Below are 14,671 nucleotides of genomic sequence, written 5' to 3'. Positions count from 1 at the left end.
AATTAATGCCACGACTTCGTCCCGATTCAAAACGCCTACCGGACATCCCTGGTGGAGAGGGTTGGCTTTCCAATGAGCTTCAACAGCAATTGGTGCATTTTCAGTCTGCTGGCAACTCTGCTGACGGCGAATTAATCGCGTTAAGGACGTTTCAATGGACGCCGCCCTATCCGCCAGTGCCCCTTTCGCGTCGTCGGATGCTGCGTCATCAGGCGATCGACACCTGGGACACCATGCGTGAGGCAGGTTGGCAGCGCTGTTACCCCCCGGTTCGTTAGCAAAAGGTCTTATCTCGTATTCCGGTGAATCCAGTTTTGGTTCATCAATGTTCGAATCCAGCTGGTTTTTGATGGTTGTATTTGCCCGGGATTCGTTTCTTGGCTAGGTCCTATTTGAAATAAGCGTTGCAAGGGCTTGGCTTTTCCTAGACTCACCCTTTTTTTCAGCAAGATGAGCCAAGGTATGTTGCGTCATGAAACGAATTGATGAGCTTCATCAATGCAGCCTGTTTTATTGTCTCTGGTGCTTCATAACTGATTTGTAGCTTGTTGTTCAGGTGAATGGCTCAACGTCCCTCCCTTCCTGGCCGTAGCTCTTCTGCAATACGTGTTTCATACGATATCGCCATTGCTGGTGGCATTTCCATCACCCTTCTCGGTATTGGAATCACGATCTTCTTGGCGCTCGCTGAGGCTTCGTCGAGGCCCTATGGCCATTGGCTTTCAGGACAGGTTTTCTTTTGATCATTGCTTCATTGCAACTCCTGAAATACGAATAAGTTGGTCCGTCGATTCGAGCAAGATTTGAAGGCTATTTGTCTCCTATTTGCGTGTGGGATATGTGCAGGTTTGAATAAAAGTATGGGATTAATCTGGTATTGAAGAAAGACGAAACGGCCAAGAGGCCATTTTGATGTTTAGTCTTGCAAGGTAAGAGTTGCATTAGTGTGTGTGCAAATAATGCTCCAGGTCTGGTTTTTTTTGTGCGTAGATCAATTGAATCCGCGAAGTGTAATCAGTCGACCAGTCGATTAATTGTTGCTTGCTGAGTGGCTGTAACTTGCTTTTATCGATTGTTTTGTTCTTCGAGTTCAGCTTCTCTTGCTCCGAGTACGAGTGCTGCCAGGAATGGGGCGATAGCGAGTGCGGTGAGGATCTCCATGGGAAATTAACTAGTATTTACATTTTGCCGGCAAACGCTCTCTTCCGCGTATTCACAGCTACCGCCTCTGCTTGTTGAGTATAAATACTGGGTCTTGCCTGCTGTTTCGATGCCGTTAGGCCGGATTCAGTTCATGAGCGGCATGCGCTAAGGCTTCTTTTCTGCTTCCGGTTAGCTGATGGATTCGGAATTGTTCCAGTCGAGCTTTGACCTTTGCATTGGCGCCCGCGATCAGGACTTGGCGTTCGTGGTGTTCTGCCTCCTCCACCATTCTTTCGATCGCCAACGTGGCCGTGATACCAAGATGCGGAACGTCTGTCACGTCGAGTAAAAGTATTTTATATTGCCTGATTTGGGTCATGCGTTCGCTGATTCCTTTTGCTGCCCCAAAACTCAGTGGTCCCTGCAAGCGAAACAGCATGAGTGCATCTCCGCAACGATTGAGGAATTGTTGTTCTTCTTGATCGAGCTGAGAACTATCTTCTGAATTCATGCTTTCCAACTGATGCGTCGTAATCGATTCAATGGTTAGAAGGTTGGCAACGAACATGCCAACAAGCACTGCGCCGATGAGATCCCAGAACACGGTCATCAGCAAAACACCCCACATCACAAGTGCTGTCTTGATGGAGAGACGGTGCGCTCTTAATAGGAATCCCCAGTCGATGATGTCTAGGCCAACTTTGATTAATATTCCGGCCAATAACGCTTCTGGAATGCTCTCGGCAAGTGGTCCCGCGCCCAGCAGCAGCACAAGTAAAAATACTGAATGCGCCATCCCTGAGATGGGGGTTCGGCCTCCTGATTTGATATTGATCACTGTTCGCATCGTTGCTCCAGCACCTGGGAGTCCGTTAAATAGTCCAGCCACGCTGTTGGCAATGCCTTGCCCGATCAGCTCTCGATTGGACTGGTGACGACTTTGGCTGATGTTGTCGGCCACAAGTGATGTGAGCAGCGAGTCAATGGCACCAAGCACCGCAAGTACAAGACCAGCCCGTAATAAGACGGGAAAATGATCTTTGATATTAGGCATGCTGAAATTCAATCCCCCTTCCGGAATCGTTCCGATTCGGGGGATGCCGTCTTGAAACAACAGCATGGAAAGAGGTGTAATGATCACCAAGGCAATGAGTGGCGATGGCACCCAGGTGCTGATTCTGTTGGGTGTTAAAAAAACAACTGCCAATGTCAATGCACCAACCAATAATGCAGCCAAGTTGGGTGTAAATTGACTGAAAACTGTCCCGAGCGAGGTGATCACTCCGCCCTGGCTTTTGATTCCTAATAAGGGTCCGATTTGTAGGCAGAGAATAATTACTCCAATGCCAGACATGAAGCCCGAAACCACTGAATAAGGAACGAGGGTGATGTACCGACCAAGCCGCAGAACTCCCATCAGGATCTGAATGAGCCCGCCGATCAAGACGGCCCCCATGACGAGCGGGAGTAGCTCATTGCTCCCAAGTTCCCGAGAAATCCCAACGGCTGCGAGTGTTCCAATGACCCCGGCAACGGTGACGCTCATCGGTCCTGTCGGACCTGATACTTGCGCAGGTGTACCTCCAAAGAGAGCGGCCAGAAAGCCCGTAATGATCGCTCCGTACAGCCCGTAAATCGCTCCGCCCGGACCCAGTGCTGCGTTCCCAAACGCAAGGGCTAGGGGTAAGGCCACCACGGCTGCCGTGAGGCCGCCTAGTAAATCGCCTCTCCAGTGCCTCCAGCTGAAGCCGTTAACTAAGGCCAGTCTTCGACGTGCCATGGATTAAGGACGGCTTGGCATGGATGTCCATACCTTGAGTTGCTCGAGGGTTTGAACCCCTATTCGTCGTTGGCCGTTTTCAAGAATCCAGGTGGGATATGCCCGAATCTCGGCTGTTTGACAGGCTGCCGCCTGAGCTGGCATTTCCTTGGGTTTCGCGCATTCCACGTAAGGAAGCTTGTTGGCTGCATCGCCAAACAATTCGGTTTGCTTGATGCAGGCAGGACAACGCCAGGATCCGTAGTACATCGCCTTGCTTGAACTGAGATGGTCAGCCAGTTCTGCTGGATCGGGAGATGCTGCTGCGTGAATTGGAAGCGTGATCGCCGCCAGTGATGCCAACACAGGCAACAGTTTGCTGATTTCAACCATTTCCTAAATCTAAGAACGGTCTGCCGTTCGGGCATCCCGCCATTGCTCCGGTCCGCATCCACGGACGAAACTGTGATTCGGATCTGATGTGCAGCTCTAAGGGCTGATGAATTCCATGGCCGGCAGTGGCTACCGCGATTACTTCAAAGTGCTGGGTGTGGAACGCAGTGCAGACGCCGACACGGTGAAACGTGCTTTTCGCAAGTTGGCTCGTCAATATCACCCTGATGTGAATCCGGACGATCAGGACGCTGAAGCACGTTTCAAAGAAGTAAGCGAAGCCTATGAGGTGCTTTCTGATCCTGAGAAACGCCGCCGTTACGAACAATTTGGCCAATACTGGAACCAGGCAGGAATGCCTGGCGGTGGTTCAGGCCCCGCAGGAGTTGATGTTGACTTTGGCCGCTACGGCAACTTTGACGACTTCATTAATGACCTCCTGGGCCGTTTTGGGGGTGGGGCTGGAGGTGGCTCTGGTCCCGCAGGATATGGCGGAGGTTTCCCTGGAGGTGGCTTCCCTGGAGGCGGCTTCCCACGCGGTGGATCGAGAGGACCCCTCAACCTTGATGCAGAAGCAGCGGTCAAAGTGACGTTCTCGGAAGCGTTTCGAGGTGGGGAGCGCACCTTATCTGTAAACGATGAGCGGGTTCAGGTCCGGATCCCTCCTGGCGTGAAAAGTGGTTCGAAGCTTCGGCTTAAAGGCAAGGGAAATGTTCAGCCGGGTACTGGTCGTCGCGGTGATCTTTATCTCGTGATTGAGGTTCAATCGCATCCGATCTGGACCCTGGATGGCGATCAGTTGCGTGCTGAATTGCCTGTTGCTTTCGACGAATTGGCTCTAGGTGGAATGGTCAAGGTCATGACGCCCGATGGTGAAGCAGACGTCACCATTCCCCCTGGCACTGCTCCAGGGAAAAGCCTTCGCCTTCGGGGGAAAGGTTGGCCAGGAAAGTCTGGCCGTGGAGATCTGCTGCTGACTCTTGATCTTCAATGGCCGAAGCAGTGGTCAGACGAACAGCGTCAGCTGCTTGAACAGCTTCAGAGCAGCCGAGACGGAGACATCCGTCAACAGTGGATGCAGAACGCCAGCCTCTGAAGCGGGATTTACGATTTCAGCATCTTCAGTCAGACCTTATTAATGGATATCTGCTATCGCCCCCGCCGTTTACGTCGCTCTCCTGCCTTAAGGGCCATGGTGCGCGAAAACCAATTGCTTCCAGCCGATTTTATCTATCCGCTGTTTGTTCACGAAGGTGCTGAGGTTGAACCGATCGGTGCCATGCCAGGCGCGAGTCGCTGGAGCCTCGATTACTTGAGCGCTGAAGTTCAAAGAGCCTGGGATCTGGGGATTCGCTGCGTGGTGCTCTTCCCTAAGGTGGCTGAAGGCCTGAAAACTGAAGACGGTTCAGAAAGTTTCAATGCCAACGGTTTAATCCCACGAGCGATTCGGCAGCTCAAGGGGGATGTTCCCGATATGGCGATCATGACCGACGTTGCCCTCGACCCTTATTCCTGTGATGGCCACGACGGGATTGTGAGCCAAGAAGGCGTCGTTCTGAACGACGAAACCGTCGAGCAGTTGTGCAAGCAGGCTGTGATGCAGGCGGAGGCCGGGGCTGATCTGATTGGACCTAGCGACATGATGGATGGTCGCGTTGGCGCCATTCGTGAAGCCCTTGATGACGCCGGTTTCGAGCACGTCGGCATCATCAGTTACACCGCAAAGTATTCCTCCGCTTATTACGGCCCGTTTCGCGAGGCGCTGGATTCCGCTCCTCGCGCGACCACTGAGAAGGTGATCCCTAAAAACAAAGACACTTATCAAATGGATCCGGCCAATGCTCGCGAGGCCATCACGGAGGCCCAGCTTGATGAGCAAGAGGGTGCCGACATCATGATGGTGAAGCCAGGGTTGGCTTATCTGGACATCATCTGCCGCCTGCGGGATGAGTCAGAGCTTCCGATCGCTGCTTACAACGTCAGTGGCGAATACTCCATGGTGAAAGCGGCCGCCGAACGGGGATGGATTGATGAACGTGCGGTGGTTCTCGAGACTTTGCTGAGCTTCAAGCGTGCAGGTGCTGATTTAATCCTCACTTATCACGCTTGTGATGCCGCCGAGTGGCTACGGATGCGTTGAAGACGGCTAGGTCGTGGATGGTCTCGGTCGTGGAGTCACTCCACAGATTGCGATTGACACACCAGAATGACCCTCTTCTTTCACAGCCTCTATGCCAGCGGTACAGCGCCTTGGCCACGTTGCCATCCGTGTGCAGGACATGTCACGTGCGATCGCTTTTTACTGTGATCTCGGCATGCGCTTGGTCTGGAAGGCGGATGACTGGTGTTATCTCGAGGCGGGAGGAGGCCGAGATGGGTTAGCCCTTCTCGGGCCCAGCTACAAAGCAGCTGGGCCGCATTTTGCTTTTCACTTTCGCGATCGTGCCGAGATTGATGTGGTTCATGACCACCTCAAAGCGTCTGGGGTCAGCGTTGGAGCGGTGCATGACCACAGAGATGGAACAGCCTCCTTTTACTTCCGGGATCCAGATGGGAACTGGCTAGAGATGCTGTATGAACCTCCCGGTGGCATCCCCTCTAACCAGATGGAGGCATCAGCGGGTCTCTCCTGATGACATCCGAACCCCGTGCGATATCGACACCTCCTTCGATTTCGATTCTGGAAGAGACCCTGGAATTGCTGGAGTGGCCGCGGTTGTGCCAGCACTTTTCAACATTTGCGAGCACCCCACAGGGGCGCCAGCAATGCTTGAAGGGGCAGCTCCCAGCTGATCTGGAGACCACGCTGACCTATCAGGCCAGAAGTATGGAGCTCGCCAGCCTGGACGGCCTGCTTGACGGCGGTTTGAGTTTTCAAGGGGTGTATGACCTCGAGATGGTCTTGCTCCGCTGTTACAAAGGCGGAACAGCCTCAGGCGAGGAGTTGCTGTCTGTGGCGCACACACTCGCTGCAGCCCGACGACTGCGCCGTCAGATCGATGACCCTGACTTGAGACCTCGCTGTTCAGCTCTGCTGGAAAATGTGGCAACGCTTCCGGAGCTCGAGCAGCGTTTGAAATTTGCGCTGGAAGAAGGTGGGCGCGTTGCCAACCGAGCGAGTGAATCGTTGGAAGATTTGCGTCTCCAATGGCAGGTTGCACGTCAGGAGAGGCGTGATCGTTTACAGGCGGTTGTGCGGCGTTGGTCGACTCTGTTGCAAGACACCGTGATCGCGGAACGCCATGGTCGTCCGGTTTTGGCGGTGAAGGCCGGTGCTGCGTCTCAATGTCCGGGAATGGTTCACGACAGTTCTTCGTCTGGCAATACTGTCTTTGTTGAACCGAAAACTGTGATCGGTCTCGGCAATCGTCTGGCGGCTCTCGATGGCCGGATCAGAGACGAGGAGCGAAGGGTCCTGGCCGAGCTCAGTGCTGCCGTTGCAGAGCAAAACGATGTGATCGATCGCTTGATGGCCGTGCTGTTGAAGTTAGATCTGGCCTTGGCAAGGGGGCGTTATGGCCAATGGCTCGGTGCCGTACCACCACGGCTTGAAGCTGAAGCTGATTCGCCCTTCCACATTCTGGAGCTGCGTCATCCACTACTGGTTTGGCAGCAGCGCAAGGAGGGTGGCGCCCCTGTGGTGCCTGTGAGCGTTGAGGTGTCGGAGCAGCTGCGGGTTGTTGCCATCACTGGACCCAACACCGGCGGAAAAACAGTGACCTTGAAGAGCATTGGCTTGGCGGCATTGATGGCTAGAGCCGGTATGTGGATTCCCTGCAACGGCAGCCCCTCACTCCCTTGGTGTGCGCAGGTTCTTGCCGACATCGGGGACGAGCAGTCGCTTCAGCAGAGTTTGTCCACGTTTAGTGGCCATGTAAAAAGAATCGGAAGCATCCTTCAATCCATTGCTTCTGGACCGGCGCCGGCGTTAGTGCTGCTCGATGAGGTGGGCGCTGGTACAGATCCCAGTGAGGGCACGGCCTTGGCGATTGCTTTGCTGCGCAATTTGGCCAATTGCGCCCGACTCACTATTGCTACAACCCACTTTGGGGAGCTCAAAGCACTCAAGTACAGCGATTCACGCTTTGAAAACGCCTCCGTCTCCTTTGATAGCGACTCCCTTTCGCCGACCTATCAGCTGCTTTGGGGGATCCCAGGACGCAGCAATGCGTTGGCGATTGCCACGCGGCTTGGATTTGACAGCGGCGTGATCGAACAAGCCAGGCAACTGCTTAAGCCCAGTGGCGATGGAGATGTCAACGCTGTGATCCGTGGCTTAGAGGAGCAGCGGCAACGCCAACAGGCCGCGGCTGAAGATGCGGCTGCACTCTTGGCTCGGACTGAATTGCTGCATGAGGAGCTCCTTCAGCGGTGGGAGCAGCAACGCAAAAACTCTGCTCAGCAGCAGGAGTTGGGACGTCAGCGTTTGGAGAGCTCGATTCGTGATGGGCAAAAAGAAGTGCGCCATTTGATTCGCAGATTGCGGGATCAGAAGGCCGATGGAGAAACCGCTCGCAGCGCCGGTCAGCGGCTGCGCAAGCTTGAATCCAAGCATCGCTCCGTTCCAGAGCGTCGCCTTCATCCGGAATGGCGGCCCTCTGTGGGAGAACGCATTCGCCTGCTTGCCCTCGATAAAGCTGCCGAGGTGCTGGAGGTGTCAGACGATGGCCAGCAGCTGAGTGTCCGATGTGGCGTGATGCGCAGCATGGTGGACCTTCAGTCGGTGGAAAGCTTGGATGGTCGCCGAGCTGCACCGCCAGAAAAGCCTGTGGTTCAGGTGAAAGCGCGGCGAGGATCCGGCGGCTCCCAGGTGCGTACCGCTCGGAACACGGTGGATGTTCGCGGCCAGAGAGTGCATGAAGCGGAAGCGGCTGTGGAAGAGTTGCTCCGTGGAGCTAATGGTCCAATTTGGGTCATCCACGGGATTGGGACTGGTCGCCTCAAGCGCGGCTTGCGTCAGTGGCTTGATTCCCTTCCCTATGTGGAACGAGTGGGTGATGCCGATCAGGGAGATGGTGGTCCAGGTTGCAGCGTGGTTTGGGTGCGCTGATCGCTGAGATCAGCTCAGTAGGGGAAGTTGAGGTTCATCGGGTTCGGCTGGTGGGGGCTCTGGTAAAGCAATGGCATCCCCAGCCTCATCGAATAACCGCCAGCCATCTGGATCGGCTTCTAAATGAATCGATCCTCCAATTGAAACGTTCAGGCTTGGATCGGCTCTCACCTGTACTAAATGGTCCCCGTCCAGCAGGCGGCAGGTGAGCAGTTGTTCGTTCCCTAAAACCTCACTGTGACTCACTTCCGCTGGAAGGTTTCGGTTGGTTGCTGGTGCAACATGAAGCTGCTCCGGACGGATCCCTCCGCTGATCCGTTGACCTTCAAGGGTCTGAAGCAAGGCCCTAGTGGGACCCTCCACGTTGAGGCGTTTGTCCTGAAGCATCAACGTGGCATTAGGCCCAACATGAACGGGCAGCACATTCATTGGTGGGCTGCCGATGAATTGGGCCACAAACAGATTGGAAGGCCAGCGGTACAGCTCCATCGGAGTGCCCAGTTGCTGGAGGTGTCCCTGGTTGAGAACGGCGATCCGGTGCCCCATGGTCATCGCTTCCACCTGGTCATGGGTGACATAAATGGTGGTGGTTCCGAGTTGCCTCTGAAGATCAACGATCCGCGCGCGAGTGCTTCCGCGCAATTTTGCGTCGAGATTGCTCAGCGGTTCATCCATGAGGAAGACCTCTGGTTTGCGGGCCATTGCCCGGCCCAGGGCCACCCGTTGTTTTTGTCCACCAGATAGTTCTTTGGGGCGTCGATCGAGGAGTTGATCCAATTCGAGAGATTGAGCCACATCCTGGATGCGCTTCTCGAGCTGCTGCTCACGATGCGAGGGGATTCTTAGAGCAGCAGGGAGACGGCGTGTGTTGCGGTGAAGTTGGTCTTGCAGCTGCTGCAAACTCGTGCGCTGTTGGCTTCTCCTAAGACCGAAGGCCAAGTTGTCGCGAACGCTCAGATGGGGATAGAGCGCATAGCTTTGAAACACCATCGCGACATTGCGCTTCGCTGGCCTAAGGCCAGACACGGGTTGGTTCCCCACCAGGATCTCTCCAGAGCTTGGGGCTTCCAGGCCTGCCATCAGTCGCAGAAGCGTGCTTTTGCCGCAGCCAGAAGGACCAACGAGCACCAGAAATTCGCCGTCAGCGATGCTCAGGGAGAGATCACGAATCACCTCAACAGGCTTGCCCCCCCCACGGGCGGGATAGTTCTTGCTGAGTGCCTCGAAGCGAACCCCGGCCAAGCTCTTGTCCTCGTACTCTTCGATCCTAGGGTTGGGAATTGGCCCCAACTGAGGCTTGCTGTGCAGTTCATCGACCAAGCGCGCATTTCCGTGCGGGGTGGCCGTGGTGGTGATGGCATCGTGGCCTTTCGTCGAGAAAAATATGTCCCAGCGGGAGGTCCCTCCGGCGGTGATGGAGGCCAGGGCGCGGATGTGGTGTTGGAGGCCGACTCCAACCTGCAAACCCTTTTGGATTTCAAATACAAGCGTCTGTTCGCTGGGATCGATGGGCGACGGGGAGGCCCCAATCGCTGTACTGGTGCGTCAGGTCCGCCCCTAGTGATCAAAGTGCCTTGTGGCACTGAGGTCCGACACCTGAGTACGGGAATCGTGCTGGGGGATCTCACCACCCATGAAGAACGCCTCACCGTGGCGTTTGGTGGGCGTGGAGGACTGGGCAATGCCCACTACCTCAGCAATCGAAACCGTGCTCCCGAAAAATGTACGGAGGGTCGCGACGGCGAAGAATGGCCGTTGCAGCTGGAGCTCAAGCTTCTTGCTGAAGTGGGGATCATTGGGCTCCCGAATGCCGGTAAAAGCACCCTGATCAGCGTTTTGTCTGCAGCCCGACCCAAAATCGCCGATTACCCGTTCACAACCCTGATTCCGAATCTTGGTGTGGTGCGCCGCCCGACAGGTGACGGCACTGTGTTCGCTGATATCCCTGGTTTGATTGCTGGTGCAGCCCAGGGTGCGGGGTTGGGCCATGATTTTCTTCGCCATATCGAACGCACGCGACTCCTCATTCACCTCGTGGATGGCGGTGCCGAAGATCCCTTGCTCGATCTTCGCGTTGTTGAAAAAGAGCTTGAAGCCTATGGACATGGGCTGGTGGAGCGTCCCAGAATTCTGGTCATCAACAAGCAGGAGCTCATCCAGGAAGAGGATCTTGACGCGATTGTTTCGGCCCTTACTGAGGCCAGTGGACGCACTCCTCTTTTAGTCTCGGCGGCGATGAACCGCGGGCTGGATGACATGTTGGATCGTGTCTGGAGCGAATTGGGGATTTAAGGCTGCCAGCAGGATTGAAAGTGCATAAAAAAACCTGCCTTATGGGCAGGCTCATCACCAAGAAGCCCCTAGTGGCTCAGTCGTCGTAGACGCGGCACTCTTCGGCTTCTGGGTTTGCATCGCAATAAAGCTCGAGAGAGGTTGGATCGTGCTTGTCCCCAGGGTTGTGCTCCTTGTATTCCTCAAGAGAGTGCAGTTCCTCAGTCAGATGACGCACCTTGGCTTCGTCGCCTGAAGCACGAGCGGCTTCAATCTCAGACTGATCTTTCTTGATGTGCTCGTCGATGGATTTCATGGAATCGGCGGCTCGTGAAGCCAGTTGCGATGAATTCATTTTACGACTGGTTTTTTGTAAAACCACTTGTCTTGTAGGCGAAATAGTTTCCGTAACAACACGCCACCCCTTCCTGAATCAGCCGATGCAAGGGGTTATGGCTCGAGTTCGCTGAGCTCCAGCCAGCGCTCTTCACTGGCATGAAGCGAGTCCAACAACGCTGCGAGTTCCAAGCTCAGAGAACTGAGATCTCCTATCCCGCCAGCAATGGCCTGTTCCAGCTCCTGTTTTCTCTCCTCGAGCGCGGGAAGATCGCTATCCAGGCGCTCGAGCTCCTTCGATTCCTTAAAAGTGCGCCGTTTCGGCTTGTCGTCTTGAAGTGAGACCCGTTTGGAAGCTGATTTTGCGGTGCGTTGGGCTGTTTCCTGCGCTGCCAGTGTTTCGTTGTGCGCTTTCTCCAGATCGCGACGGAAATCAAGAAATTCGCTGTAGTTTCCTTCAAAACGCTGTAAGCGTCCGTTCTCAAAACAGAAAAGACGATCGACTGTACGGTCCAGGAAATACCGATCGTGCGACACGACGACAACACAGCCACGGAAGTCTTCGAGGAGGTCTTCGAGCACACTCAGGGTCTGGACATCCAAGTCGTTGGTTGGTTCGTCTAGCAGCAGCACATTGGGTGCCTGAATCAACATGCGGCAAAGGCTTAAGCGCCTTCGTTCTCCACCAGAGAGTTTGCTGAGGGGGCTGTGTTGTTGAGCTGGCGGGAAGAGAAACCGTTCCAAGAGCTGGGAGGCACTGAGCTGCTCATGGCCTAGGTCGATCGTGGATGCCGCTTCCTCTACAAAGTCGATCACTTTGCGCTCCAACCCTTTCCCATCGCTTAAGACATCGGTGTGTTGGTCGAGATATCCGAGATGAACGGTCTCTCCAATCTGAAGGGACCCGCAGGTTGGCTGACGCCGTCCCGCAATGAGGTCCAGCAGGGTTGATTTGCCACTGCCGTTGGGACCAATGATTCCGACACGGTCTTCTGGGCTGAAGCTGTAACTGAAGTCTGAGAGCAAAAATGGCCCGTCCTTGTTGCCATTAGCCGAAACGGAGAGATGCTCCGCCTCGATCGCGACTTTCCCGATGCGACGACTCACACTGGCCATCTCCAGCTGAGCGCGGCTCTGTTTTGTGGGCGCAGTCCGCATTTCGTCGATGCGTTGCAAACGTGCTTTTTGTTTGGTGCTTCGGGCCTTTGGTCCCTGACGTAACCAAGCCAATTCGCGTCGGAGCACGCTTTTGAATTTGGCAGCAGCAGAGGCATCGGCGAGATTTTGTTCGGCTTTTCGCTGCAAATAAGCGCTGTAATTGCCGTCGATACTCCGTGCTTCCCCCAGCTCAACTTCCACGATTCTGCGGGTCACGCGATCTAGTACATAGCGGTCGTGCGTCACGAGGACGACCGCTCCTGGGTAGCGATCTAGCCAGCTTTGCAACCACTCCACCGCTGCGGCATCGAGGTGGTTGGTGGGCTCATCGAGAAGAAGGACATCAGGACAAGCCACAAGGGCCGATGCCAGTCCAACCCGTTTGCGATATCCCCCTGAGAGCGCTTCCACAGGGCTATGTAGATCCGTTATCCCAAGCCTTTGCAGGACTTCCTGGCACTGTTGTTCGAGACTCCACGCCTCGGATTCATCCATTCTTTGACTGAGTACGCCTAGCTCCGCTAGGAGCACTGAGTTGTCCGGATTGTCGGCAACGGCTTCGCTGAGTTCACTGAAACGCAGAAGCAGGTCTCGTTTCTCACCACAACCGGCCAACACCTGCTCCAAGACGGTGAGGCCTGGGTCCACTGTGCTCTCTTGCCCCACGAGCTCAACCCTCAACCGCGACGAGCAACGTCGTTCTCCTCCCCCAAGTGGCTCTTCTCCTGCGAGCACTTTCAGTAAGGTCGATTTGCCTGAGCCATTAGGGCCAATCAGTCCAAGACGGTCGCCCTCACGAATGTGCAGGGTGAGGTCGGCAAACAGCGTGCGGATGCCGAAGTCTTTGGATGCATCGACAAGACTGATCAGGCTCACGTGCTCTTGGCCTTACGCAGATCTTCCAGATAAGCAAATACGCTCTTATCTCCAACGTCAGCAGCGGCTTCCATTCCGAATTTGCGCAATGCAAGAAGCACGAGAAGAGCGGAGCAAATTGCCATCATGCTGATGGCTGCAGGACCTCCAATCAGACCACTTAAATGACCGAGGAGTGCCACTGGCAGAAGCAGGGTGAGTCCAATTGCTTCTGGGCGTCTGAAGCAAAAGAATTCCTTGAAGCCGATGCCTGCCAGGGCTGCAAAGAGGGGACCAATCGCAAGGGTCCACAGAGGTTGGCTCTCGAGTGCGTTGAAAATCTCAGATGGACCGGCCTGGATCGCTAAGACCAGCCAGCCGATGCATCCAGCGGCCCAAAACAATTGAAGGGCTTGATGGAGTGGGCGCAAATAAATGTGAATCCAGCGCAAGGCCAGGCCGAGTGAGAGGGCAAGGGGCAACAGCCATAGGGGTGCCAGCTGTGGCCCTGCCAGGATCCATTGCCCGAGTCCAGCGCTGAAGCTCAGACCACAGATCAACAAGCAGATTCGGTAGCGCTGAACCTCCTGCTGATCCTGAAGGGTGATGCAATAAGGGCCATACACCCCTTCAAAACAGGGTTCCGATTGTTCTGCTGTTGCCTTGATGTTGGTTGTCATTCCGGTTGTGCCACTCCCGCCCCTATCAGTCTGCTCAGGTCAGGGTTATCTGGAACAATTCCGCTGGGGTTGAGGGGAAAGAGTGCGCCGAAATAATCCTGTGTCCACCCTTTGCTGTCGCAACTCTCACTGACCCCAGGAAGCGCAAAAAAGCGTTGACGCCAACTCCACAGTGCTGGAAACATCCAAAGCGGTTTGGCACTACAGCCGAAGAGCGAGGCATAGACCAGTTCCCAACGGATCAACGTGGGAAAAAGACGGATGTCCGCCAGCGTGACTTGCTCGCCGCAGAGCCATGGTCCTTTGGCTTGCAAGCTCCCCTCCACTTCCTCCAAAGCGGAGAACAGGGCTTGGCTGGCTTGATCAAAGGCGCTTTGGTTCCGCGCAAATCCACATCGATAGACGCCGTCATTGATCGAGGGTTGGATCAATTCCTGCCAGGACTCAATGGCAGGTCTTAAGTCGCTTGGGGCGAGATTGAGGGCTGTCTTCTCTGCTGGCCATGAACACAGTGCTGCGCTGAGGGGGGTGCTGTCATTACCCAGCAATCGGGGGTGATCGGATGCGCTTGCACCTGGATCAACCAGGACTGGCACCGTGGCTCGGTAGCTGGGAGGTGCGCCGCACCGCTTGTAAAGATCAAGCAGGCTGTTGCAACCAAGCCAGGTGGGCTCTAGTCGCCAACGCCCTTCGTCGTGACTGGCATCGGCCTTCAACAGTTTGATGCTTGAGCTGAGTCCTCTCAGTTGAAATACAAGCCAGACACGATGGGCCCATGGGCAACTTCGGCCAACAATCAAATGGGGTTTGGTCTTGCTGGTTCTCGCTTCGAGCTCCTTCTTCTCCAAGACGAGGGTTTGCATCGGCGTGCTGTTCGGGCGCCGATAGTGGCCCTCTTGATCGGCAGGGCCGAGGCCTCCCATCAAGCGCAGCCATTGCCAGCGCCATCCTTCACGAGCGCCGCGCACAATCAGTGGATGGATCGCCATCGTTCTTCCATTTCCACTTATCTTCCATCAGATTGTT

The 14,671-nt window shown here is 55.2% G+C and carries 14 protein-coding genes; 7 read left to right on the top strand and 7 right to left on the bottom strand.

The features are described from left to right. Positions 1-5: 5 nt before the first annotated feature. Together SYNC_RS11020 and SYNC_RS11015 are read left to right on the top strand one after the other, a co-directional pair. Positions 6-278, top strand: coding sequence for a DUF1651 domain-containing protein (locus SYNC_RS11020; protein WP_011620309.1), 273 nt, complete (start codon positions 6-8; stop codon positions 276-278). A 282-nt stretch (positions 279-560) separates the two neighbouring features. Next, positions 561-743 (top strand): hypothetical protein, encoded by a 183-nt coding sequence (locus tag SYNC_RS11015; RefSeq protein ID WP_011620308.1) that lies wholly within the window; start codon positions 561-563, stop codon positions 741-743. A 533-nt stretch (positions 744-1,276) separates the two neighbouring features. Here the strand turns inward: SYNC_RS11015 and SYNC_RS11010 are convergent. Further along, complete coding sequence (locus tag SYNC_RS11010; RefSeq protein ID WP_011620306.1) at positions 1,277-2,923, bottom strand: SulP family inorganic anion transporter; 1,647 nt, start codon at positions 2,921-2,923, stop codon at positions 1,277-1,279. Between the two features lie 3 nt (positions 2,924-2,926). After that, on the bottom strand, positions 2,927-3,295 hold the full coding sequence (locus SYNC_RS11005; protein ID WP_011620305.1) for a hypothetical protein: 369 nt from the start codon (positions 3,293-3,295) through the stop codon (positions 2,927-2,929). A 115-nt stretch (positions 3,296-3,410) separates the two neighbouring features. Here SYNC_RS11005 and SYNC_RS11000 point away from each other — a divergent pair, with 115 nt between their 5' ends. The 4 genes from SYNC_RS11000 (at position 3,411) to SYNC_RS10985 (ending at position 8,345) form a co-directional block, all read left to right on the top strand. After that, complete coding sequence (locus SYNC_RS11000) at positions 3,411-4,391, top strand: DnaJ C-terminal domain-containing protein (RefSeq protein WP_011620304.1); 981 nt, start codon at positions 3,411-3,413, stop codon at positions 4,389-4,391. Positions 4,392-4,433: 42 nt separating this feature from the next. Continuing rightward, entirely contained in the window at positions 4,434-5,435 is a 1,002-nt protein-coding gene (hemB, locus tag SYNC_RS10995) for a porphobilinogen synthase (RefSeq protein WP_011620303.1), read from the top strand. 91 nt (positions 5,436-5,526) lie between these two features. Then, complete coding sequence (locus SYNC_RS10990) at positions 5,527-5,928, top strand: VOC family protein (protein ID WP_011620302.1); 402 nt, start codon at positions 5,527-5,529, stop codon at positions 5,926-5,928. Beyond that, on the top strand, positions 5,928-8,345 hold the full coding sequence (locus SYNC_RS10985) for an endonuclease MutS2 (RefSeq protein WP_011620301.1): 2,418 nt from the start codon (positions 5,928-5,930) through the stop codon (positions 8,343-8,345). Before SYNC_RS10990 ends, SYNC_RS10985 begins: the two co-directional genes overlap by 1 nt. 9 nt (positions 8,346-8,354) lie before the next feature. Here SYNC_RS10985 and SYNC_RS10980 read toward each other — a convergent pair whose 3' ends face one another. Beyond that, positions 8,355-9,587: an ABC transporter ATP-binding protein gene (locus SYNC_RS10980; protein ID WP_041427102.1), complete on the bottom strand. Its 1,233-nt coding sequence runs from the start codon at positions 9,585-9,587 to the stop codon at positions 8,355-8,357. 60 nt (positions 9,588-9,647) lie between these two features. Here SYNC_RS10980 and cgtA point away from each other — a divergent pair, with 60 nt between their 5' ends. Then, positions 9,648-10,637 (top strand): Obg family GTPase CgtA, encoded by a 990-nt coding sequence (gene cgtA, locus SYNC_RS10975; RefSeq protein ID WP_011620299.1) that lies wholly within the window; start codon positions 9,648-9,650, stop codon positions 10,635-10,637. A 76-nt stretch (positions 10,638-10,713) separates the two neighbouring features. On the opposite strand, the gene SYNC_RS10970 is transcribed toward cgtA, so the two are convergent. The 4 genes from SYNC_RS10970 to SYNC_RS10955 all read right to left on the bottom strand — a co-directional run bounded on the left by SYNC_RS10970 (position 10,714) and on the right by SYNC_RS10955 (position 14,634). Next, positions 10,714-10,932 carry a CP12 domain-containing protein gene (locus tag SYNC_RS10970; protein ID WP_041426702.1) on the bottom strand — a complete coding sequence of 73 codons (219 nt, stop codon included), beginning with the start codon at positions 10,930-10,932 and terminating at the stop codon, positions 10,714-10,716. Positions 10,933-11,066: 134 nt separating this feature from the next. Continuing rightward, positions 11,067-12,986, bottom strand: a complete 1,920-nt coding sequence (locus tag SYNC_RS10965; RefSeq protein WP_011620297.1) for an ABC-F family ATP-binding cassette domain-containing protein — start codon at positions 12,984-12,986, stop codon at positions 11,067-11,069. Continuing rightward, entirely contained in the window at positions 12,983-13,645 is a 663-nt protein-coding gene (locus SYNC_RS10960) for a DUF2301 domain-containing membrane protein (RefSeq protein ID WP_011620296.1), read from the bottom strand. The genes SYNC_RS10965 and SYNC_RS10960 overlap by 4 nt, the downstream gene beginning before the upstream one ends. Next, entirely contained in the window at positions 13,642-14,634 is a 993-nt protein-coding gene (locus tag SYNC_RS10955) for a glutathione S-transferase C-terminal domain-containing protein (RefSeq protein ID WP_011620295.1), read from the bottom strand. Before SYNC_RS10955 ends, SYNC_RS10960 begins: the two co-directional genes overlap by 4 nt. Between the last annotated feature and the right edge of the window lie 37 nt (positions 14,635-14,671).

It is taken from the genome of Synechococcus sp. CC9311, assembly GCF_000014585.1.
Lineage (GTDB): Bacteria > Cyanobacteriota > Cyanobacteriia > PCC-6307 > Cyanobiaceae > Synechococcus_C.
Note: the sequence above shows the minus strand (reverse complement) of the source record. Positions and strands in the feature narration are given on the sequence as shown.